Origin of the sequence: Ochrobactrum sp. SSR (assembly GCF_030067775.1) — a bacterium.
GTDB lineage: Bacteria > Pseudomonadota > Alphaproteobacteria > Rhizobiales > Rhizobiaceae > Brucella > Brucella teleogrylli.
On the sequence record NZ_CP125969.1, the window covers coordinates 2,293,631 to 2,315,000 of the forward strand.

Consider the following 21,370-nt stretch of genomic DNA (forward strand, 5'->3'; position numbering starts at 1 on the left):
GAGCGTGTATTCGAAAAAAAGCCGGTCTGGAGGAACCAGACCGGCTTTTTGCTGTGTCCTATTCGGACGACAGCGCGACGGCTGGAAGTAGGCGCGACGCCTTGCGGGCAGGCAGAAAGCCGAAGACTAGCCCTGTTGCGAAGGCGCAGGCGAAAGCCAGCAGAACCGGTCCGATGCTGTAACCGACCGAAAGTCCGGCCCAACCGGCGATGGCGGCGGCCCCAAGGCCGATGACCACGCCGAAAGCGCCGCCAATGGCCGAGACAGTGAGCGCTTCCGTGATGAATTGCAGGAGGATATCCCGCCGCCTTGCGCCGGTGGCCATGCGCACGCCGATTTCGCGTGTGCGCTCCGTCACGCTGACCAGCATGATATTCATGACTCCGATACCGCCGACCAGAAGCGAGATGGCGGCAACTGAACCGAGAAACAGCGTCATGGTGCTGCCCATGGCCGCCGCATCGTCGCGAATCGACGACATATTGGTGATCATCGTGTCACGCTGCTTGTGGCGCTCGTCGAGCAGGCCCTGAATCTGCTCCTGTGTCGTGTTGATGAGGTCCGCATCCATCACCTGCACGGTGATGGTGCGCACATATTTCTGGCCGAACAGGCGCAGATTGCCGGTCGAAAGCGGAACGATGACCACATCATCCTGATCCGTACCGCCGAAGCCAGCCCCTTTCGGCGCAAGCGTTCCGATGACCTGAAACGGGATTTTCTGGATCAGAATATATTGGCCGATCGGATTGCTGCCATCCGGAAACAGCGTCTTGACCACGGTGGCTCCGAGCACGGCAACCGGCGCATAGGAGGTTATATCGTTCTGCGTGATGAAATCGCCCGTCGCGAGCTTCCAGGATTTGGCCTCCGAAAAAGCCGGAACCGTGCCGTTGGCCTGTGACTGGTAATCGACATTGCCGCGCCTGAGCGTGACTGTGCCTGTCACTTCCGGCACGGCGGATTTGATGTTCGGCAGTTCGAGGATCGCGTCCGCATCGGCTGGCACAAGCGTTGCGATACTGCCCGAGCCGCGAAAACCCGTCATGGACGGGCGCACCAGCACCAGGTCGGTGCCCATGGCGTTGATGCGGTCGAGGATCGAATTTTGCGCGCCGGTGCCGATGGCGAGCATCGTCACCACCGAACTGACGCCGATGATTATGCCGAGAAGCGTCAGTACCGTGCGGAAAATATTGGCCCGCAAGGCGCGCATGGCCATTTTTACGGCTTCCGAAATATCGGCAATGCGCGCGGCATGTCCATCGCCCGCCCGCTGCAAGCGCTGCGGCGCCTGCCGGTCTGGAATGCCCCGCTTGGTCGTATCGGACAGGATTTCGCCATCCTTGATCTCGATCAGCCGGTCTGCGCGCTCCGCCACTTCGCGGGCGTGGGTGATGACGATGATGGTGTGGCCCTGCTGATGCATGTTGCGCAGCAGTTCCATCACATCCTCGCCGCTCTGGCTGTCGAGCGCGCCCGTTGGCTCGTCCGCGAGAATGATGCGTCCGCCATTCATCAAAGCGCGCGCGATGGAAACGCGCTGCTGCTGACCGCCCGACAGCTGGTTGGGACGATGGTCGATACGGTCTCCGAGCTTCAGCGAGTTCAACAGTTCGGCTGCCCGCTCGTGACGCTCGGCAGCGGGCATGCCTGCATAGATCGCCGGAACCTCGACATTTTCCTGCGCGGTCGATGTCGAGATCAGATTGTAGTTCTGAAAGACGAAGCCGAATGTGCGGCGGCGCAGGGCGGCCAGCGCATCGGCATCGAGGGTGGAAACATCCTCACCATCGAGCCGATATTGCCCGCCAGTCGGGCTGTCGAGGCAGCCCAGAATATTCATGAGGGTGGATTTGCCTGAACCCGAAGCACCCATGATGGCGACGAACTCGCCCGCACGGATGTCGAGGCTGATGCCATGCAGAACCTCAACGGCGAGGTCGCCATTGTGATACGTCTTGCTGATCTCTTCAAGCCGGATGAGGGGCGCGTCTTGCATGGGGGACGTCCTCAGAAGAAGGGCATGCCGCCGGGGCGACGACCGCCACGTGCATTGGCATTTCCAGCGGACGAAGTTCCCGAAGCGCTGGTGACGACGACCTTGTCGCCTTCCTCCAGTCCGCTTTTGATTTCGGCCTGCACGCGGTTGCGCACGCCGACTTCGACCGTGCGCTCGGCGATAGCGCCATTTGCGTCAACGACCCTGACGATGATCTGTGGTTTTCCGCGATGCTGGCCCTCACGCGGGCTGCCGCCATTGCGGGTGCCGTTGCGCTGTCCTTGCGGGCGTTCGGCTTGCTGACCTCCCGCCTCACCGGAAGGATCGCGGCGTTTGAAGCTCAGCGCAGAGGTTGGAACGAGCAGCACATCCTTGGCCGAATCGATCACGAAATAGACCTGCGCGCTCATATTGATCATGAGCTCGCCGGTCGGGTTCGGCACATCGAACAGCGCATAATAAAGCACGACGTTATTTTCGGTGGCAGGTGTCGGCTTGATCTGGCGCAGCGTGCCCGTGAAACGTTTTTCCGGCTGGCCGAGCAGGGTGAAATAAACCTCCATGCCGGGCTTCAGTTTGGCGATATCCGCTTCGGAAACCTGCGCTTCGACCGTCATGACCTTGAGGTCGGCGACCGTCACGACGGTCGGCGCGGTTTGCGATGCGTTCAGCGTCTCGCCTTCCTTGGCGGATTGATCGACGACGGTGCCCGCCATGGGGCTGTTGATCTTGGTATAGCCGAGATCGACCGTGTCGCTCGCCAATTGCGACTGCTGCTGGCGGATTTGCGCGCCAAGCGCCTTCACATCTGCATCGGCCATGGCGAGATCGGCTTCGGCCTGATCGACTGTCGATTGAGAAACGCCGCGCGTGGCAAGCAGGGACTTCTGCCGCGTTGCGTTGAGCTTCTTGAGCGTCAGTTGCGCTTCCTTGCTGAGAAGCTGGGCTTTCAAATTGTCGAGCTGCGCGCTGGCGATCTCAACCCTCTTCTCGAAGGGAGAGGGATCGATCTCGGCGATAAACTGGCCTTCCGTGACCTGGTCGCCAACTTCCACCTGCACGCTTTTGAGCTGTCCCGAGACCTGCGCACCGACATTGATGCTGCGCAGGGCGCTGACTGTACCCACCGCGGTGATCGCGTTTTCAATATCGCCACGCACAACCGTTTCAGCGAGATAGCTGCTTTTTTCATTTCCGGCTGCGCGCGCATCGAAGAAATACCAGCCAGCGCCGACAGCAATGACCGCAGCGGGCAGCCACAGCCACCAGCGACGGCGTTTGCCGAAGGCGCGCTTTTGCGACAATGTCGCCTTCTGGCCCGAACCGGATGAAGCGGAAGATGTGCCCAACGTTAAATCCCCTGAATTCTTGAATCCCCGCTCTCGCGGGAAAACCATGCCTTGTCCGTGAAAAGCACCCGTTCTGGCCGCAAGCCTGCACGCCCGATAACCGAAGCGTGCCCGTACTTCTCCCAATAAAGTGGTGCTTCGGGTTATCTAAACTTTCGCACTCAAGATTTCATCTTAATTATCTGTCATGCAACCAGCCATTGTCGACGCTTCGGGGACTGGTTGGCGGGTGGTCGCTTTCGCCGTAGACTTGCGCGGGTAAACAAGGGAAGCTGCGTAACTGCCGTTATTTTGTGCAACTTGTGGTTATAATTTACTGCGAGTTCAATAAGGTTTTGCTGTTTCTATCTATTTAGCTTTTATTAAATTATTTTATGTTGATATGGCATCGACGGCGTTAATATGAAAAGTAATAAAAATAAAAATCGAACGCATTTCTTCTGTCAAACAGTTGAATGCGCGTGCATGAAGCATGTTCATTCGTGATGTATATACATAAAAGTTTATCTGCTCTTGGACGGGAGGGCATATGGACTGCGGGAACACAGTTAAAACGATTAATTCCCCATCGTTGAAGAGAAAAGCATGGTTTCAGGAGAGTTTAAGATCTGCTGTTCTTTTTCCACGTAATAAAGTGGGAACTGCGGCAGTAGAGTTTGCGATACTGGCGCCGGTTTTTCTGCTGCTGCTGATGGGCGTGATCGCCTTTGGCATTTATCTTGGGGCGGCCAATGCCGTGCAGCAGCTGGCTGCGGATGCGACGCGCACGGCCCTTGCGGGCATCGATGCGGCGGAGCGGCAGACGCTTGCCACGACCTATATCCAGAAAAACGCGGCCAAATACACGCTGATCAACCCGGCGCAGATCGAGACCGCAATCGACAATGCCGCGTCGGATCCAAGCCAGTTCACAGTCACGATCAGCTATAACGCGGCCAATCTGCCGATCTGGAATCTGTTCACGGGATTGCCTTTGCCGGGCAAGACGATCACGCGTGCCTCGACAATCCGGCTCGGAGGGACATGACATGCGGGCGGGGGGCTTACGGTTTCTCAAGGCGCGCGAAGGCAATCTGGCCACGATGGCGGCCCTTGTCGCGCCGCTCTTTCTGGCAATCGCTGCACTCACCATCGATTCAAGCTCGCTCTATCTGGAGCGACGGCAATTGCAGAACATGGCCGATCTGGCGGCTATCAGTGGCGCAAGCGCAATAGGCACTGCTAGCGACGCGGTGAAAAAGCAATTGCAGGCCAACGGGCTTGATCCGGTCATGATGACGGGCGCTTACGATCCGTCCGTCGTGAAAGGCAAGACGGATAATCTCACGCGTGTCTGGGTGGAGACCGGCAAATATACCGCCGATAAATCGATTGCTGTCGGCTCGCGCTTCGTGGCAGGTGGAACAAGTCCCGATGCCGTGCGGGTGACGCTCGCAAAACCTGGCAATCTCTATTTCGGTCAGGCGCTGATGGATCGCCCTGCGGTCAGCGCGAGCGGCATGGCCGCCTCCCATGCGGAAGCGGCCTTTTCCATCGGCTCCCGATTGGCCAGTCTGAACACGAATGAAAGCGCGTTGAACGGACTTCTCGGCGGTTTGTTGGGTACAACCCTCAATCTCAAGCTGTTGGATTATAACGCGCTTGCCGCCACCGATATCAATCTGCTTGGCTTTCTCGACAAACTGGCGCCGCAGGTTGGGCTGACCGCCGGGACTTACGACCAGCTGTTGAACACGGATGTGTCAGTCGGCGTTCTGGCAAAGGTGATGGCGGATGTCGTGACCAACAACGCAACAGCCAAGGCGGCGCTCAATGTTCTTGGAAAAAATGCTGCAGCACTTTCCACCAAACTGCCAGTCGGAAAACTGCTTGGGCTTGGTTCTCTGGCGAATGCCAGTATAGGGTCTGCTGGCAATTACAACATCACCGCCAATGTCTTGCAGCTTGTGACCGCATCCGCAATCTTGGGTGGCAAGCACCAGATCGACGTTGGAACAGGGCTCGACCTTGGCGGGCTTGCAACCGTTACGGTCAGTGTCGCTATCGGCGAACCAGCCCAATCGACTCCATATTTCAGGGTTGGCGCTCTCGGTTCGCTCGTTCGCACCGCTCAAATCAGAATATCGCTCTATGTGGGGCTGTTAAACAGCTCGGTTCTCGGGCTCATTACGCTCGGAGATTTGAAATTACCCATCTATGTCGATGTTGCTTCGGCGGAAGGGGAACTGAAAAGCGTAAGCTGCCCGGCGGGGCCGCAAAGTGCGAAAGTCGGCATTGGTGTGACGACCGGAATTGCTGGGGTTTACCTTGGAAATCTAAGCGATCCCGACTTTAAAAATCTCAACAAGAAGCCGGTGGTCACCAGCAAGAAGATTGCGCAAATAAAGGTTTTGGGTATTGGACCCGATGTATATGCGAAGGCAGAAATTCCGTTGGGAGATGATGTCCAAAGAATTCTCAACTTCAGTTATAGCGACATACAGAATAAAAAAATCCAAACTGCCTCGTCGACCAAGCTCCTGGGGGACTCACATCCGCCCTGCTTTCGAAGATGGAAGTGAACGTAGATTTGGGTTTGATTTCTCTGGATTTAAGCGGCGTTTTCAGTCTTCTCGGTGCTCTTCTCACGCCTATCTCAGCACTGCTTGACAATCTGCTCTTTGCTCTTCTGGATTTGCTCGGTGTCAAACTAGGCCAAGCCGATGTGCAAGTGACCGGCGTGATCTGCCAACAGGCGGCGCTGACACAGTAACGCCCAAACCAAAAAACCGGGCATTTCGCCCGGCTTCTCATTCAAGCTATTTCGCTTGTTCAGGCCGTGCCGGTCGAGCCGAAGCCGCCCGCGCCGCGCGTGGTTTCGGTCACCTCAGTGCGTTCCTCGATCTTCGGCTGTACCACGGGTGCAAAGACTGCCTGTGCGATGCGCATGCCGCGTTCAATGCGGAAATCATCGTCACCCAGATTGACCAGCAGCACCTTCACCTCGCCGCGATAATCGGAATCGATGGTTCCCGGTGTGTTGAGGCAGGTAATGCCGTTTTTGAAGGCGAGGCCGGAGCGCGGACGAATCTGCACTTCAAACCCTTCCGGGATTTCGAAGATCAGACCCGTCGGCACCAGCGTCCGGCGTCCGGGCAACAGCACGATCTGGCGGTCTTCGGCAACGGCTGCGCGCAGGTCCATACCTGCAGAACCGGAGGTCTCATAGGCGGGAAGTTCAAGGCCTTTCGCATGTTCGAGGCGAATAATGCCGAGCGTTGGTGCTTGAGCGGATGCTGCGGTCATGAGGGAGCCTTTCCTGCGGGAATTCAAATTGGCGACGCTCATACGTGAAAACAGATCAAAGGTGTACCGCCTATTTGGCGTTTTGCAATGATAGTACGGCACAGGATCATGCTTTTTTCGTGTATAGCCGATCTGACGCTGCCGTCAGCGCAGGTCGAGCGGGACGACGGTGGTTTCCTTGATTTCTTCCATCACAAAGGAAGCCGAAACATCCGACAGCGGAACGCTGGCGATCAGTTGCTGATAGAGCCGGTCATAAGCCTTCACATCGGTGACCCGCGCTTTCAGCACGTAATCGAGATCGCCGGTCATGCGGTAGACACCGACGATTTCCGGGAAACGCGCCGTGGCGTTGCGGAATTTGGCCAGCCATTCCGGATCATGGCTGGATGTGCGCACCAGAATGAACACGGACAGGCCGCAACCCGCCAGCTCGGCGTCCACCAGCGCGACGCGCGCCTTGATGATGCCTTCCTCTTCCATGCGCTTGACCCGCCGCCAGCACGCATTGCGCGACAGGTTCACGCGCTCCGACAGAGAATCAACGGACAATGTGCCGTCAATTTGCAGTTCTCCCAATATTTTGCGGTCTATCTCGTCCATAGATGCTATCATGGTGGGATGATTGTCCCAATTTTTTACAGATTTCAAGGATATTTTGAGATTTCATCTTCCTCTTTCTTGCTAAAATGATTTTCCAGAAAGGCGCTTAAGCGCAGGGCATAAGAGAATGAATTTCTCAATCAAACGGGAGCACTTGCAATGACGACGCGTATTACCCGCATTTTCACCGACCATCCCGCATCGGTCGACGAGACCTATTTCGAGCATATGGCATTTGCATCGCGGTTTTCATTCAAACTGTTCGGGGCAGCCTTTGCTGCTTTGATCCATGCATTTTTGCCATTTTTGTTCGAAAAGACTGCAAGCACCATCGTCCGTCAGCTTTATGAGCGGACGCATAACAGAGGTCGCTGAGTTACGCGGTTTCCGCTTTCGGGCGACACGTTTATATCGGATCGCACATGTGCCGTTGGGCCGCCTATCTCGGACCTGAGACCTATCTGGAAGACATTATTTCGTCTCCCTGCCATTCGCTCGTGGCGCAAAGCCACGATGCGCATGAAGCCAAAACACGCACCAATGGCGATGGTTTCGGCGTCGCCTGGTATGGGCATCGCACCGAACCGGGCCTTTATCGGGATATTCTGCCAGCCTGGTCCGATCAGAATCTTGGTAGTCTGGCGCGACAAATCAGGTCGCGCCTTTTTCTTGCGCATGTGCGCGCCTCGACGGGCGGGCTAACCAGCCGTTCCAACTGCCATCCCTTTGTTTCCGGGCGCTGGAGCTTCATGCATAACGGGCAGATCGGCAGTTTCGACCGGCTGCGCCGCAGGCTGGAAGCGCATCTGAGCGATCATGTCTATGCGCAGAAGCACGGCGCAACCGATTCCGAACTGATCTTTCTGCTGATGCTGGAATTCGGCCTCGACAGCGATCCGGTTCAGGCCATGAAGCGCATGGTGGCGACGATCGTGGATGAAGCCGGAAAGGCCAATGTGCCTCCGTTTCTGCGGCTGACAGCCGCCTTTTCCGATGGCAACCAGCTTTATGCAATCCGCTATGCCACCGACGCCTTTGCGCCGACGCTTTATACCGCGACGCTTGGCGCATCGTCCGGCATCTGTGTGGTGTCGGAGCCGCTGGATGGCGAAGCCGCCAACTGGATGGCCGTGCCGGCAAACAGCTTTGTCACCGTCTCCCGGCAGGGGCGCATCGCCATCGACGGTTTTGAGGGGACGATGGCGTCTCCTCAGGGTGTGGCAACAGTTTAGGCGTTGCCGATCAGAATACCCGCCGCCAGAACCAATGCGCCGCCCAGCACCACTTGCAGGACCGAGCGGAAGAAAGGCGTTTCCATGAAGCGGTTCTGGATGAAGGCAATCGCCCAGAGTTCAAAGAACACGATGACCACCGCCAGAGACGTAGCCGTCCAGAAATCGGTGATCAGATAGGGCAAAGCGTGGCCGAGGCCGCCCAGCGCCGTCATGATACCGCAGGACAGGCCGCGTTTGATCGGCGAACCACGGCCAGACAGTTTACCGTCATCATGAATGGCTTCCGTGAAACCCATCGAGATACCCGCGCCGACCGAGGCGGACAGGCCAACGAGAAAAGTCTGCCAGGTGTCCTGCGTAGCAAAAGCGGCAGCAAAGATCGGCGCAAGGGTGGAGACCGAGCCGTCCATCAGACCCGCAAGGCCGGGCTGCACATAGGTGAGGATGAACTGCTTGCGCTCCAGCGCACGCTCCTCGTCCTGTACGGTTTTGGGCGTCAGCTCATGTTCCAGCGATTCGGCTTTAACCTCGTGCTGCTTTTCCTGAAGCGCCAGATCGCCCAAAAGCTTGCGCGTGGCCGCATCTGTGACGCGCTTTGCGGCCTCGACATAGAAGCGATAGGCCTGATCTTCCATCTCGGAGGCCGCGTCGCGCACCTTGTCGATGCCCAGCGGACGCACCAGCCAGTCGGGCTTGCGGTCATAATAGCCGCTGACATGTTCGCGACGAATGAGCGGAATATGGTCGCCGAAACGCGCGCGGTGCCGCTCGATCAGCGCATCGCGGTGCCCGTGTTCCTCCGCCGCCATCTGCTCGAAAATCTTCGCCGACTGCGGGAATTCTTCGCGCAAGCCATCGGCATAGGCGAGATAGATGCGCGCATCGTCCTCTTCAGACGAGATGGCAAGCGCAAGGATTTCCTGTTCGGAAAGCGAATCGAACGGGCGACGACCGTTGCGGAAAAATCGACTCAGCATAATCAAATCCATCAGTTTAGAATTATTCTAAAGTTATAATGAGTCAGCTGAAAGTCAAGTCTTGCGGTGCGGGCTTGTTTGGCGCATTACATTTCGGCCCCGGTAAAGCGGGGTTTTGCAAAGCAATGACCTGACGAAAAAGCCAGTAAAGAACAGGATCGATGGCATCGATGAACACGCACGCGCAAGGCATTAGCCCCCGTCCGCTGAATGGACAGGATTTCCGCACCCTTGGCCTTTCGGCCCTTGGCGGCGCGCTGGAGTTTTATGATTTCATCATCTTCGTGTTCTTTGCCAGCGTCATCGGGCATCTGTTCTTTCCGCCGGATATGCCGGACTGGCTGGTCATGATCCAGACTTTCGGCATTTTCGCAGCCGGTTATCTGGTGCGCCCGGTCGGCGGCATCGTGCTGGCGCATTTCGGCGACAAGTTTGGGCGCAAGCGGGTTTTCGCTTTCTCGGTGTTCCTGATGTCGATCTCGACATTGGCCATGGCCTGCCTGCCCACTTATGCGACGCTGGGTGTCGGCGCGCCGATCCTGCTCATCGTGTTTCGCATGTTGCAGGGCGCGGCCATTGGCGGCGAGGTTCCCGGCGCGTGGACCTTTGTGGCGGAACATGTGCCTGCCAATCGGGTCGGCATGGCCTGCGGCTTTCTCTGTTCCGGCTTGACGCTCGGCATCATGATTGGTTCGTTGATCGCCACGGCCATCAACTGGATTTTCACCCCGGAAGAACTCTCCGCCTATGCATGGCGCATTCCGTTCTTCATCGGCGGTATTTTTGGTCTGCTCGCGGTTTATCTGCGGCGCTGGCTGGCAGAAACCCCGATCTTCACCGCGATGAAGAACAGCCATTTGCTGAAAGACAAGCTGCCGCTGAAGACCGTTCTGCGCGAGCATATGCACGGTGTCATCATCTCCGTGCTTCTGACCTGGATCTTGTCAGCCGGTATCGTTGTGACCACGTTGATGACGGCGACTTTCCTGCAAAAGCTCTATGGTTATACGCCTTTGCAGTCGCTTGCCGCGACCAGCTTCGGCACGCTTTTCCTGATGTTCGGAACTGTGACTGCCGGTTCTATCGTTGACCGTATCGGCAGCGGACGTTTCTTCGCGGTGGCCGGTGTTTTCTTCGGCATTGCCACCTTCGTTTTCTACAGCTTTGCCGGTACGTCGCTGCCGGTGCTGTTTGCGCTTTATGCGGTGATGGGACTTTCCGTCGGTATGGTTGGCGCGGTGCCCTATGTCATGGTGCGCGCATTCCCGGCCCCGGTGCGGTTCTCCGGCCTGTCTTTCTCCTATAACATTTCCTATGCGGTGTTCGGTGGCTTGACGCCGGTGATCGTGACGACGATGCTGGCGGTCAACCCGATGGCCCACGCCTGGTATCTGGTGTTTATCGCGGTGCTGACCTCCGGGCTCGGTTTCTACCTCATGGCGCGCAGCGACCGGGTGGAAGGTGCTATCGGCCTTGATGATCTGTCGGTTGCAAACGCTGTTCCACACAGGAGCTAACAAAAAGGGCCGCATCAGCGGCCCTTTTCTTTTCGTGTTTAATGCGCCGCCAGTTTGGCAGTGCTCAAGTTCTTGTCGTGAACGGCGAAGCGGTCGATCATGTCGGCGCTGGCTTCGTTGAAACCGATCACCGACACCTCGGTGCCGCCGGTACGATATTTCATCACCACCTTGTCGAGTGCGCCGACTGCGGTGATGTCCCACAGATGCGCGTGGCTGACATTGATGGTGATCTTTTTCGCCGGCTTGGCGAAATCAAACGCGGCGATAAAATTCTGCGCCGAAGCGAAGAAAATCTGGCCCTGAACAGTATAGATGCGTTCGCTACCGTCGCTGTTTTCGGCCTCGGAGACGCGGAACATCTTGGCGACCTTGCCCGCAAAGAACACGCCGGAAAGCAGAACGCCGACCAGAACGCCTTTGGCCAGATCATGCGTTGAGACGACGGTGACCACCGTTGCCAGCATGACGAAGGACGAGGATGGCGGGTTACGACGCAGATCGAGGATAGACCGCCACGAGAATGTGCCGATGGATACCATGATCATCACCGCCACTAGTGCCGCCATCGGAATGATGCGCACAAGATCGTCGAGCACCAGAATCAGGAACAGCAGGAAGGCGCCCGCCACGAAGGTCGAAAGCCTGCCGCGTCCGCCGGACGACACATTGATCACCGATTGTCCGATCATGGCGCAGCCGCCCATGCCGCCGATCAGCGCCGAGGCGATATTGCTCGTGCCCTGACCGATACATTCCTGGCTTTTGTTGCTGGGCGTGTCGGTCATGTCGTCAACAATCTGGGCGGTCATCAGCGATTCGAGCAGCCCGACCGCCGCGAGCGTGATTGAATAAGGCAGGATGATCTGCAAGGTTTCGAGCGTTACCGGCACTTGCGGCAATGCGAAGACCGGCAATGCGGATGGCAATTCGCCGAGATCGCCCACGGTGCGAAGATCCATCCCGCTCCACCAGGCCAGTGCGGTGAGAACCGCAATGGCGACCAGCGGCGAGGGGATCGCCTTGGTCAGTCGCGGGAACAGATAGATGATGGCGAGGCCGCCCGCGATCATCCAATAGGTCTGGACTGGCACATGGATCAGCTCTGGTAGTTGTGCCATGAAAATGAGGATCGCCAGCGCATTGACGAAGCCGGTGATGACCGAGCGCGATACAAAGCGCATCAGGCGTCCGAGCTTCAGGAAACCGGCAAGGATTTGTATTATGCCCATCAGGATTGTGGCGGCAAACAGATATTGCAGCCCGTGTTCCTTGACGAGCGAGACCATCACCACGGCGGTTGCAGCCGTGGCGGCGGAAATCATGCCGGGGCGACCGCCGGTAAAGGCGGAGACGCAGGCAATGGCGAAGGAAGCAAAAAGGCCCACTTTGGGATCGACCCCGGCGATGACCGAAAAGCCGATGGCTTCGGGAATAAGGGCAAGTGCTACGACGATGCCGGAGAGAATATCGCCGCGAATATTGGAGAACCACTCGCGGCGGTAGGCAGCAAGACGTGTCATTGAATTTTCCGCAAATAGAAGACGGGCGTTGAGAGCCGTCCGATTCAACATGGCCGATTGTAAAAATGGGAGATGTTGTTGCGTTGTCTGGCGGATAGGCGGCCAGAAGAGCCACCCGGGCTTTCACCGGGTCCTTGCGAATACACGTGTATAAACAAAAAGAACGCAGCAGGGCAATAACCCGCTGCGTTTTCTATTGGGCACTATTGAATAGATCAGAGAATCTTCTGCATGAAGGTCAGATCGAGCCAGCGTCCGAATTTCTGGCCGACTTGTTTCAAGGTGCCACAATCTTCAAAGCCCTGCGATTTATGCAGCGCGATGGACGCGGCATTGCCCGCCTCGATACCAGCCACCAGCACATGCACCTTGCGGCGGCGCGCTTCTTCCACCAGTTCGGCCAGCAAGGCGCGACCGATGCCGCCGCCGCGCGCATCGCTTGCCACATAGACCGACAGTTCGGAGGAATGGCGGAAGCCTTCGAAGGGCCGGAAAGGACCATAGCTCGCATAGCCGACAACCTGGCCTTCGCGCTCGGCCACCAGCACCGGGAAGCCGTCGCGATTGCGGCCTTCCAGCCATTGGCGCCGGTTTCCCAGATCGACGAGCGTTTCATTCCAGATGGCAAGCGTGTTGTCGACCGCATCATTATAGATGGCGAGCAGCGCGGGAAGATCTGCTTCCGTCGCATGGCGGATGGAGAGGGTCATTTCAGATGCCTTTGTAAAAGAGGGTGGTGGCGCAGGGGCTGCCATCGGGAAAGAGCGCGTAATTCGGGATCACGCCGACAGGCTGCCAATTCAGATGCGTATAGATCGCTTCGGCGGGGCTACCGGTGGCGGTGTCGAGACAGATCAGCGTTTTGCCATGCATGCGGGCTTGGGCTTCCGCCGCGGCCATCAGCTTGCGGGCAAGGCCGAGGCCGCGCGCCTTGCGGTGGATCAGCAGCTTTTTCAGATCGGCGCGATGCGGCTGATTGGGCATTTGGGAGAGACCAAGCTGCACCGTGCCGACGATCGCGCCGTCATGCTCAGCGACGATAAGCAGCGTCTCGTCGTTCTCCGTCTCGCGGGCGATGCGGGTCCAGTAAGGCGTAAAATCCTGCGGCTCACAGGGTGCCATGAACCCGACCGATGCGCCACCCATGACGCAGTCGGCAAGAATTTCGGCGAGCGCCGGAATGGCTCGTTTCGCTTCTTCTGCATTGAGAACGTGGATCATCGGACGGTCTTTCAGAGGTTGCTGCGGCGTTCGAGCACAATGGCATAGCGTGCAGGGGTCGAACCGGGATTGTGAAAAGTGATGCCCGCCATGATCGGCATATAAAGGCAGTCGCCGGGCTTGAGGCTATAATGCGTGTCGCCGACGGTCATTTCCATGGCACCGGCAAAGAGCCACATATGCTGGGTGATACCGGCATTGGCGGTCTGGGGTGCGAAAGTGACCTTGCCGCCCGCCGGAAACTCGACCTCGATCAGATCGACATTCGAACCGGTGCCGGGCGGGGAGACCGACCGGCGCACATAGCCGGTGTCCGGATCTCGCCAGACCGGCTGGCGATCATGGGGGAGGTAGGGCGAGGGCGGAGCTTCCGCATCGCCAAAAAATGCTGATAGCGACGTGCCAAGGGCGGCGCAAATGCGCGCCAGAAGCTGGGCCGTCGGACTTGTCTCGCCGCGCTCGATCCGCGAGATCATGGCGCGGCTGACACCGGAAACATCGCCCAACGCATCCAGCGTCATGCCTTGCGCCAGACGCAGGCGGCGCAGGTTCTCACCAATGGCGTTGTCGAGCTGTTCGATAGCGTTTTCCACTATGTTAGAAATAATATCTATTATAATGGAGTCAAGCGATTTTGGCGTTAACGAGCGATATTTAAGGTAGCCATAGTGCGGAAAGAGAGCTGCTGTTTTCGCTTTCGAATGCACTACGCTGCGACTGATATCAATGTCAGTTTAATTTAAAATATTTTTGATATAATTTTAAAATTTTTAATGATATTTTTATCGATGATAATATAAGGAAATTAATATGAGTTTACGTGAAAGTATAGATGTCTATAAAGGCCATGACTTTATTCCAAGATCTAATTATAAAATACAAATTTCTTCACTTGAGTATTACGGTGTCGCGTCTGAAATAGATGATAAGGTTAGGTACGTTGCGTTCGGAAAATATGGAGGCGTATTTAATTTATTAATTTCCAATGATGATTTAGCAATGCAGATCAAGCTAAATACTGTAATTTCAATTTTCACAAGCTCAAAAGAAGATGATCCATATGTCTTATTTTTCTTGAATTATAAATCTGATTCAGAATCAGTGCTTGTCGATTTGTGGTATTAGGCGTCCTCTCGCGGAACATACCTTTCACAGTTTCAGAATGTGAAAGGTATGTTTTCAAGAATATTGGAATCAGCCTTGCGCCTTCAGTTCCAAGCGGCGGCGATGCAGGACCGGCTCGGTATAGCCGTTCGGCTGTTCGCGGCCTTTGAAGACGAGATCGCAGGCGGCCTGGAAGGCGATGGACTTGTCGAAATTGGCAGCCATCGGGCGATACAGCGCATCGCCTTCATTCTGTTTGTCGACGACAGCGGCCATGCGCTTCATGGTTTCCATGACCTGCGCTTCCGTGACAACGCCATGGTAGAGCCAGTTCGCAATGTGCTGGGCGGAAATGCGCAGTGTCGCACGGTCTTCCATCAGGCCGACATTGTTGATGTCCGGCACCTTCGAGCAGCCGACGCCCTGATCGACCCAGCGCACGACATAGCCGAGAATCCCTTGCGCGTTGTTGTCGATTTCCTTTTGGATATCTTCCGGCGTCCAATTCGGACGGCTGGCGACCGGCACCGACAGAATGTCGTCGAGCTTGGCGCGCGGGCGGTTCTTGAGCTTTGCCTGAACGGCCGCAACGTCCACTTGGTGATAGTGGGTGGCATGCAGCGTGGCAGCGGTCGGTGACGGCACCCATGCGGTGTTCGCGCCAGCCTTCGGATGAGCGATCTTCTGCTCCAGCATTGCCGCCATCAGGTCGGGCATGGCCCACATGCCCTTGCCGATCTGCGCGTGGCCGGAAAGGCCGCATTCGAGACCGATATCGACATTCCACTGCTCATAGGCACCGATCCAGGCGGCCTGCTTCATGTCGCCCTTGCGGATCATCGGGCCAGCTTCCATCGAGGTATGAATCTCGTCGCCGGTGCGGTCGAGGAAGCCGGTATTGATGAACACGACGCGATCCTTGGCGGCGCGAATGGATTCCTTGAGGTTGATCGTCGTGCGGCGTTCCTCGTCCATTACGCCCATTTTGAGCGTGTTGGGCTGCATGCCGAGCAGTTCTTCCGTCCGGGTGAAGATTTCATTGGCGAAAGCCACTTCTTCCGGGCCATGCATCTTCGGCTTGACGATATAGACCGAGCCTTCGCGTGAGTTCATGTGACGGCCATTCGGGCCGATATCGTGCAAGGCGATCAGGCTGGTAAAGGCGGCATCCATGATGCCTTCCGGCACTTCATTGCCGTCAGTGTCGAGAATGGCCGGATTGGTCATCAGGTGCCCGACATTGCGAACCAGCATCAGCGAGCGGCCCTTGAGCGTCAGGTCGGAGCCATCGGCGGCGCGATAGCTGCGGTCGCCATTGAGACGGCGCGTCATCTGCTTGCCGTTCTTTTCGAACGTGTCTTCCAGCTTGCCGTTCATCAGGCCGAGCCAGTTGCGATAGACCGCAACCTTGTCCTCGGCATCGACGGCGGCAATCGAATCTTCGCAATCCTGAATCGTGCTGATGGCCGATTCCAGAACCATGTCTGCAATATGCGCCGGATCGGTCTTGCCGATCGGATGGTCGGCATTGACGACGATATCGACATGCATGTTGTTCTTGGCCAGCAGCACATTGGTCGGGTTGGCGGCGTCGCCATTATAGCCCTTGAACTGGCTGGCATCTTTCAGAACCGTTGCGGAACCGTTCGTCAGCTTGATGTCGAGCTTGCCATCCTTGACGGCAAGGCCAGCGACGTCGGCCCATTTGCCGGAGGCGAGCGGCGCGCTTTCATCGAGGAAATTCTTCGCCCAGGCGATGACTTTCTCGCCGCGCTTCGGATTGTAGCCCTTGCCCTTTTCCGCGCCATCGGCATCGGAAATCGCGTCGGTGCCGTAAAGCGCATCATAAAGCGAACCCCAACGCGCATTGGCAGCGTTGAGGGCGTAGCGGGCGTTCATGACCGGGACGACAAGCTGCGGACCGGCAATATGGGTGATTTCCGGATCGACATTGGCGGTCGAAACGGTGAACTCCCCGCCTTCCGGCAGGAGATAGCCGATGTCCTTCAGGAACTGCTGGTATTCCGCCTGGCTATAGCCTTTGTCGCGGTTTTCCTTGTACCAGCTGTCGATCTTCGCCTGCATGTCGTCACGCTTTTTCAAAAGCGCGCGGTTCTTCGGGGCAAGATCGCGAACGATTGCGGCAAAACCTTTCCAGAACTTGTCCGGGTCTACGCCGGTGCCGGGCGCGGCCTCCTTGGCCAGAAACTCCACGAGTTCAGGGGCAACACGCAAACCTTCAATTTCGACGTAATTGCTCATGGCTTGGCCTCCTTCAGAATAAATACAACTACCGCCAGCGCTTTTCAGGCGTCAGCTACCATGCTGCCTTTGAACCGCTTTGGCGCGCTTTCGTCAATCGACGCGGCGGCACATCATCTGTGACGCTGGGGAGAAAATAAATCACAATTTTAAGGTGTGTCTTATTTGGTCCGGCGTCCATCCCTGTTCACGCAACGATGCAAGAGCGGTATCCTTGCGGCTTTTCGACAGTTTCAGCCCATCGTCGCCCAGCACGAGGTCATGATGGTGATAATGCGGCTCCGGCAGACCGAGAAGCTTTTGCAGGAGGCGGTGCACAGCGGTCGCGTGGAAGAGATCGCGGCCACGCACGACATGGGTGACGCCTTGCAGGGCGTCGTCCACCACCACAGAAAGATGATAGCTGGTCGGCGTGTCCTTGCGTGCGATGATCACATCACCCCATCGGGCGGGATCGGCGGCAATGCGCCCGGTCTCGCCATCCGGTCCGGCGCCGTTTTCTTCCCAGAACAACGTTTCACCCACGGTGGCCAGCGCCTTTTCCATGTCGAGACGCCAGGCATAGGGGACGCCGGATACGATCCGTTCCAGCCGGTGCGCTTCATTGAGGTTGCGTTCGCCCTTTGGATAAAGCGGCGTGCCGTCCGGGTCCGACGGCCAGACCTTGCCCCTGGCGTGGGCTTCGCCAATCCGCTCGCGCACTTCGCCACGGCTGAGAAAGGCCGGATAGACAAGTCCCTTGTCGGCAAGCTTTGTCAGCGCATTGCGATACTCGCCAAAATGCTCCGACTGGCGGCGTACGGGCTTTTCCCATGACAGGCCGAGCCAGTGCAGGTCGTCGTAAATGCCCTGTTCCAGCGCAGGCGTGCAGCGCGCCGTGTCGATGTCTTCCATGCGTAATAGAAAACGACCGTCGCTTTCGTTCGCCATGCGTGCGTTGAGAAGAGCTGAATAGGCATGGCCGAGGTGCAATTGGCCATTGGGGCTGGGGGCAAAGCGAAAGACGGGTCTGGTCATGATCATGTCAGTTGATTGTCATCTGAGCACATTGGTACTTTGTCGGCGATTGAAATGAAAGGCCACAGCATGCAGCGCATCGATACATTGGAGGATATAGAGGCTGGCCTTGAAGCGCTGGTTTTGGCCGATATGCGCCTGGCCGATATTCGCAGCCGCGCCCATGCGGTTCCGCTGCGTCGCTCACCGCCAGGGTTCGAAAGTCTGGCTTCCATCATCGTGGCACAGCAGGTTTCAACTGCAAGCGCTGCGGCCATCTGGGGGCGGTTGAAACAGGTGATCGATCCGCTGACGCCGCAGGCCTATATTGCTGGCGGCGAAGAGGCGTGGCGCTTTGCCGGGCTGTCTCGGCCCAAGCAGAGGACGCTTCTGGCTGTATCGCAGGCGCTGGTGGATGACGGGATCGATCTGCACGGGCTTTGCGATCTGCCTGCGGAGGAGGCGATAGCTGCGCTCACCGCTATCAAGGGCATCGGGCCGTGGACGGCGGAAGTCTATCTGCTGTTTGCCGCCGGTCACCCGGACGTGTTTCCGGCGGGTGACGTGGCGCTGCAAGCTGCCGTCGGTCATGCCTTTGCCCATGAAACGCGCCCGGATGCTGTGGCGCTGCGCAAGCTTGCGGAAGACTGGGCGCCGTGGCGCGGCGTGGCGGCGCGATTATTCTGGGCCTATTACGCGGCAATCAAGGGCCGCGAGGCGGCCCCACTTTTGTAGATGCATCTGTAAATGTTGCGTGTTTCCGGTGGCACAAATGCGTTTCCGCTTCACAATCCTGTCACGTCAGGCTTACATTATCGCCATCAGCTGATGACGGTATTTCGATCTGCAGAAGCTTGATTTTCTGCTGATTGCAGTCCCGTCCTCACGAGGTTGGAGCGTCGTTGTTGCGCCCACAATGGACGCGCGGCGCTCCGATGAAGAGCGCAATTCCGCTGGGAAAGTCGTCGTTTCGCCCTTTCTCGGAGTTGCTCTGAAGGAGGTGCGTCCTTGACCATTGCAGTCTCACCCCGGACCGTCTCGACGAGTGGCTTGCCCGCTCTGGTCCTCAACGCGGATTATCGTCCGCTCAGCTATTACCCCTTGTCGCTCTGGTCATGGCAGGATGCGATCAAGGCGGTCTTTCTCGAACGCGTGAATATCGTCGCGGAATACGACCAGATCGTTTCCTCGCCGTCTTTCTCCATGCGTGTTCCGAGCGTGATCTGCCTGAAGGATTATGTGAAGCCGCCGCGCTATCCGGCGTTTACGCGCTTCAATCTTTTCCTGCGTGATCGTTTCGAGTGCCAGTATTGCGGCTCGCCGCATGATCTGACCTTCGATCACGTCACCCCGCGTTGCCATGGCGGCGAGACGACGTGGGAAAATGTGGTCGCCGCCTGTTCACCATGCAATCTGCGCAAGGGCGGTCTCATGCCTGCGGCTGCGCATATGTGGCCGCGCCAGAAGCCGGTCATGCCGACCGTGCAGGATCTGCACAATAACGGTCGTCTTTTCCCGCCCAACCATCTGCATGATAGCTGGCTGGATTTTCTGTATTGGGATGTCGAACTGGAGCCTTGACGCATGTTGCGCAAAACTGCGTAGCAATCCTGCGACAACATCATGCGAAAAAAGAAGACCTAAGCCCCTCAGAATCTTCCCTTACTTGCCACTCTTCGCAAAAGCGCCGTAGTAGCCGATGGCTGCAAAGAACAGGCTTGCGACGATATTCCATCCGGCAAAGGACAGACCAAGGAAAAAGCCGGGTGCGCTGTCGCATGCGGGCGGGCGCGTATTGAGATCGCCCAGAAGGTTGCCCGCGTCCAGCGTGACTTTCATCGTCGCCGCGCTGCAATCGGCCGGGCCCGGCCAATACTTCAGCTCAACACCCGTATGATAGACCGCCAGCGCCAGACCATAGGTCATCAAAAGCGCGCCGATCAGGATGAGGCCGCGTGTCAGAATCGGCGGCCATTTCAAGCCGTAGGAAAGCCAGGCCGCAGCCAGAACCGGAACGCCGATATAATAAGGCGTGCGCTGTTCAAGGCAGAGTTTGCACGGCATGAAACCGGCAATATGCTCGAAACCGAGCGCGGTGCCGACAGTTGCGGCCAGTCCGAAGGTCATGATGCCTGCGGTCCATGCCTGTGTTTTGCCAACCGGGTTATTGAGTGCAAATGCCATATGAAAATTCCTGACGCGGCTCTTTATGTGCAGCTAAACTAAGATAGAGACTTGTTTCCAAGCAATTTATTTTGACCGGCGTGAGGCAGCCGGCTCAGGCGTGAAGATATTTCACAGCAAAAAACAGGGCGATCAGCAAGACCGCCACGGCGCTGGCGATCAGGCCAAGGCGCTTTTCGATAAAATGGCGGATCGGCTCGCCATAACGGCGCAGCAGCCAGGCCAGGAAATAGAAGCGCGCGCCGCGCGCAACAATGGCCGATGCGATGAACAGCCAGATATTGACGCCAGCCGCTCCCGACAGGATTGTCACAACCTTGATCGGCGGGAGATGGGCGAGGCCCGATGTGATCAGCATCAGCAAAATGGTGTCGGCGCTGGTTGTGCCGCGCAATTGCTCGAACGTGTCCAGCTTGCCATACATTTCCAGCACCGGCTTGGCGATCTGTTCATAGGCATGATAGCCGAGATACCAGCCCGCGATGCCGCCCAGCACCGATGCAACGGTTGCGATGAAGGCGTAGCGCCAGGCGCGTTCCGGACGGGCCAGCGCCATCGGCAGAAACAGAACGTCTGCCGGGACAAGGAAAACCGAACTCTCCACGAAAGCAATGATCGCCAGCCACCATTCGGCTGATTTTCTTGCGGCAAGCGAAATAGTCCAGTCGTAAAGGCGGCGCAGCATGGATTGTCCGGATAATGTGCGGCGGATAGCCGTCGTTGCGGTTGCACCGTCTATAAATAAAAAAGACGGCGCGAACAATCCGCACCGTCTCTTCATTGGCTTATATCAATCAGCGCTTATAGGCGCTGCAGATATATTTGGTTTCGAGATATTCCTCGATGCCGTATTTGGAGCCTTCGCGACCGAGGCCGGACTGCTTGACGCCGCCGAACGGCGCGACTTCATTGGAGATCAGACCGGTATTGTGGCCGACCATGCCGTATTCGAGCCCTTCGCTGACGCGGATCGCACGGCTGAAGTTCTCCGTATAGAAGTAAGCGGCGAGACCGAAGATCGTGTCGTTGGCCATGGCCAGCACTTCCTCTTCCGTGTCGAAGGCAAAGAGCGGCGCGAGCGGGCCGAAAGTTTCCTCCTGCGCAACGGCCAT

23 protein-coding genes and 1 other annotated feature (1 of these 24 only partly in view) are annotated in these 21,370 nt (G+C 57.3%); of the genes, 9 read left to right on the forward strand and 14 right to left on the reverse strand.

Going from position 1 to position 21,370, the window contains the following annotated elements; all coding sequences use genetic code 11:
- Positions 1-58 precede the first annotated feature (58 nt).
- Together QLQ11_RS10840 and QLQ11_RS10845 are read right to left on the reverse strand one after the other, a co-directional pair.
- Positions 59-2,002 (reverse strand): MacB family efflux pump subunit, encoded by a 1,944-nt coding sequence (locus QLQ11_RS10840; protein ID WP_121538532.1) that lies wholly within the window; start codon positions 2,000-2,002, stop codon positions 59-61.
- Positions 2,003-2,013: 11 nt separating this feature from the next.
- On the reverse strand, positions 2,014-3,399 hold the full coding sequence (locus QLQ11_RS10845) for an efflux RND transporter periplasmic adaptor subunit (protein WP_371830826.1): 1,386 nt from the start codon (positions 3,397-3,399) through the stop codon (positions 2,014-2,016).
- A 586-nt stretch (positions 3,400-3,985) separates the two neighbouring features.
- Here QLQ11_RS10845 and QLQ11_RS10850 point away from each other — a divergent pair.
- From QLQ11_RS10850 to QLQ11_RS10860, 3 genes are read left to right on the forward strand one after another with little or no spacing between them, the layout of a single operon-like run.
- Positions 3,986-4,378, forward strand: coding sequence for a TadE family protein (locus QLQ11_RS10850; protein ID WP_235858975.1), 393 nt, complete (start codon positions 3,986-3,988; stop codon positions 4,376-4,378).
- A gap of 1 nt (position 4,379) precedes the next feature.
- Positions 4,380-5,912, forward strand: coding sequence for a pilus assembly protein TadG-related protein (locus QLQ11_RS10855; RefSeq protein ID WP_371835875.1), 1,533 nt, complete (start codon positions 4,380-4,382; stop codon positions 5,910-5,912).
- Positions 5,909-6,103 carry a hypothetical protein gene (locus QLQ11_RS10860; protein WP_371835876.1) on the forward strand — a complete coding sequence of 65 codons (195 nt, stop codon included), beginning with the start codon at positions 5,909-5,911 and terminating at the stop codon, positions 6,101-6,103. Before QLQ11_RS10855 ends, QLQ11_RS10860 begins: the two co-directional genes overlap by 4 nt.
- Before the next feature lie 59 nt (positions 6,104-6,162).
- Here the strand turns inward: QLQ11_RS10860 and dut are convergent, their stop codons facing one another.
- A complete protein-coding gene (gene dut / locus QLQ11_RS10865; protein ID WP_109369716.1) occupies positions 6,163-6,636 on the reverse strand; it encodes a dUTP diphosphatase in 474 nt (157 codons plus the stop codon).
- Positions 6,637-6,780: 144 nt separating this feature from the next.
- Complete coding sequence (locus QLQ11_RS10870) at positions 6,781-7,251, reverse strand: Lrp/AsnC family transcriptional regulator (protein ID WP_109369715.1); 471 nt, start codon at positions 7,249-7,251, stop codon at positions 6,781-6,783.
- A 147-nt stretch (positions 7,252-7,398) separates the two neighbouring features.
- On the opposite strand from QLQ11_RS10870, the gene QLQ11_RS10875 reads away from it, so the two are divergent.
- Both QLQ11_RS10875 and QLQ11_RS10880 read left to right on the forward strand, forming a co-directional pair.
- The gene (locus QLQ11_RS10875; protein ID WP_121538526.1) at positions 7,399-7,614 is read left to right on the forward strand and encodes a DUF6356 family protein; all 216 of its coding nucleotides are present in this window, start codon (positions 7,399-7,401) and stop codon (positions 7,612-7,614) included.
- A gap of 47 nt (positions 7,615-7,661) precedes the next feature.
- A complete protein-coding gene (locus QLQ11_RS10880) occupies positions 7,662-8,471 on the forward strand; it encodes a class II glutamine amidotransferase (protein WP_121538524.1) in 810 nt (269 codons plus the stop codon).
- Here the strand turns inward: QLQ11_RS10880 and mbfA are convergent.
- Positions 8,468-9,451, reverse strand: coding sequence for an iron exporter MbfA (mbfA, locus tag QLQ11_RS10885; RefSeq protein WP_121538709.1), 984 nt, complete (start codon positions 9,449-9,451; stop codon positions 8,468-8,470). The genes QLQ11_RS10880 and mbfA overlap by 4 nt on opposite strands.
- Before the next feature lie 161 nt (positions 9,452-9,612).
- Between mbfA and QLQ11_RS10890 the strand changes: the two genes are divergently transcribed.
- On the forward strand, positions 9,613-10,968 hold the full coding sequence (locus tag QLQ11_RS10890) for an MFS transporter (protein WP_121538522.1): 1,356 nt from the start codon (positions 9,613-9,615) through the stop codon (positions 10,966-10,968).
- A 38-nt stretch (positions 10,969-11,006) separates the two neighbouring features.
- Here QLQ11_RS10890 and QLQ11_RS10895 read toward each other — a convergent pair whose 3' ends face one another.
- From QLQ11_RS10895 to QLQ11_RS10910, 4 genes are all read right to left on the reverse strand, one after another.
- Positions 11,007-12,491, reverse strand: coding sequence for a SulP family inorganic anion transporter (locus QLQ11_RS10895; protein ID WP_121538520.1), 1,485 nt, complete (start codon positions 12,489-12,491; stop codon positions 11,007-11,009).
- 81 nt (positions 12,492-12,572) lie between these two features.
- Positions 12,573-12,628 (reverse strand) — a sequence feature (sul1 is cis-regulatory element that is thought to sense ions involved in sulfur or methionine metabolism; They are found in Alphaproteobacteria).
- Positions 12,629-12,706: 78 nt separating this feature from the next.
- Positions 12,707-13,201, reverse strand: coding sequence for a GNAT family N-acetyltransferase (locus tag QLQ11_RS10900; RefSeq protein ID WP_121538518.1), 495 nt, complete (start codon positions 13,199-13,201; stop codon positions 12,707-12,709).
- 1 nt (position 13,202) lies between these two features.
- Positions 13,203-13,712, reverse strand: coding sequence for a GNAT family N-acetyltransferase (locus QLQ11_RS10905; RefSeq protein ID WP_121538516.1), 510 nt, complete (start codon positions 13,710-13,712; stop codon positions 13,203-13,205).
- A gap of 11 nt (positions 13,713-13,723) precedes the next feature.
- Positions 13,724-14,305 (reverse strand): helix-turn-helix domain-containing protein, encoded by a 582-nt coding sequence (locus tag QLQ11_RS10910; protein ID WP_121538514.1) that lies wholly within the window; start codon positions 14,303-14,305, stop codon positions 13,724-13,726.
- A gap of 217 nt (positions 14,306-14,522) precedes the next feature.
- On the opposite strand from QLQ11_RS10910, the gene QLQ11_RS10915 reads away from it, so the two are divergent.
- The gene (locus tag QLQ11_RS10915) at positions 14,523-14,837 is read left to right on the forward strand and encodes a hypothetical protein (protein ID WP_283735943.1); all 315 of its coding nucleotides are present in this window, start codon (positions 14,523-14,525) and stop codon (positions 14,835-14,837) included.
- 69 nt (positions 14,838-14,906) lie between these two features.
- Here QLQ11_RS10915 and QLQ11_RS10920 read toward each other — a convergent pair whose 3' ends face one another.
- Positions 14,907-17,078: a malate synthase G gene (locus QLQ11_RS10920; RefSeq protein ID WP_121538510.1), complete on the reverse strand. Its 2,172-nt coding sequence runs from the start codon at positions 17,076-17,078 to the stop codon at positions 14,907-14,909.
- Between the two features lie 141 nt (positions 17,079-17,219).
- Positions 17,220-18,095, reverse strand: coding sequence for a tRNA glutamyl-Q(34) synthetase GluQRS (gene gluQRS / locus QLQ11_RS10925; RefSeq protein ID WP_121538707.1), 876 nt, complete (start codon positions 18,093-18,095; stop codon positions 17,220-17,222).
- Positions 18,096-18,164: 69 nt separating this feature from the next.
- Here gluQRS and QLQ11_RS10930 point away from each other — a divergent pair, with 69 nt between their 5' ends.
- Together QLQ11_RS10930 and QLQ11_RS10935 are read left to right on the forward strand one after the other, a co-directional pair.
- Entirely contained in the window at positions 18,165-18,809 is a 645-nt protein-coding gene (locus tag QLQ11_RS10930) for a DNA-3-methyladenine glycosylase (protein ID WP_109370304.1), read from the forward strand.
- Between the two features lie 273 nt (positions 18,810-19,082).
- Positions 19,083-19,655 carry an HNH endonuclease gene (locus QLQ11_RS10935; protein WP_078339434.1) on the forward strand — a complete coding sequence of 191 codons (573 nt, stop codon included), beginning with the start codon at positions 19,083-19,085 and terminating at the stop codon, positions 19,653-19,655.
- A gap of 81 nt (positions 19,656-19,736) precedes the next feature.
- On the opposite strand, the gene QLQ11_RS10940 is transcribed toward QLQ11_RS10935, so the two are convergent.
- The 3 genes from QLQ11_RS10940 to QLQ11_RS10950 form a co-directional block, all read right to left on the reverse strand.
- Positions 19,737-20,258: a disulfide bond formation protein B gene (locus QLQ11_RS10940; RefSeq protein WP_109369706.1), complete on the reverse strand. Its 522-nt coding sequence runs from the start codon at positions 20,256-20,258 to the stop codon at positions 19,737-19,739.
- A 94-nt stretch (positions 20,259-20,352) separates the two neighbouring features.
- Positions 20,353-20,943, reverse strand: coding sequence for a YqaA family protein (locus tag QLQ11_RS10945; protein ID WP_109369705.1), 591 nt, complete (start codon positions 20,941-20,943; stop codon positions 20,353-20,355).
- Positions 20,944-21,052: 109 nt separating this feature from the next.
- On the reverse strand, positions 21,053-21,370 hold the end of the coding sequence (locus tag QLQ11_RS10950; RefSeq protein ID WP_121538508.1) for an NAD-dependent succinate-semialdehyde dehydrogenase. It continues 1,134 nt past the right edge of the window; the window shows 318 of its 1,452 coding nt (coding positions 1,135-1,452); its start codon lies off the right edge, out of view; the stop codon is at positions 21,053-21,055.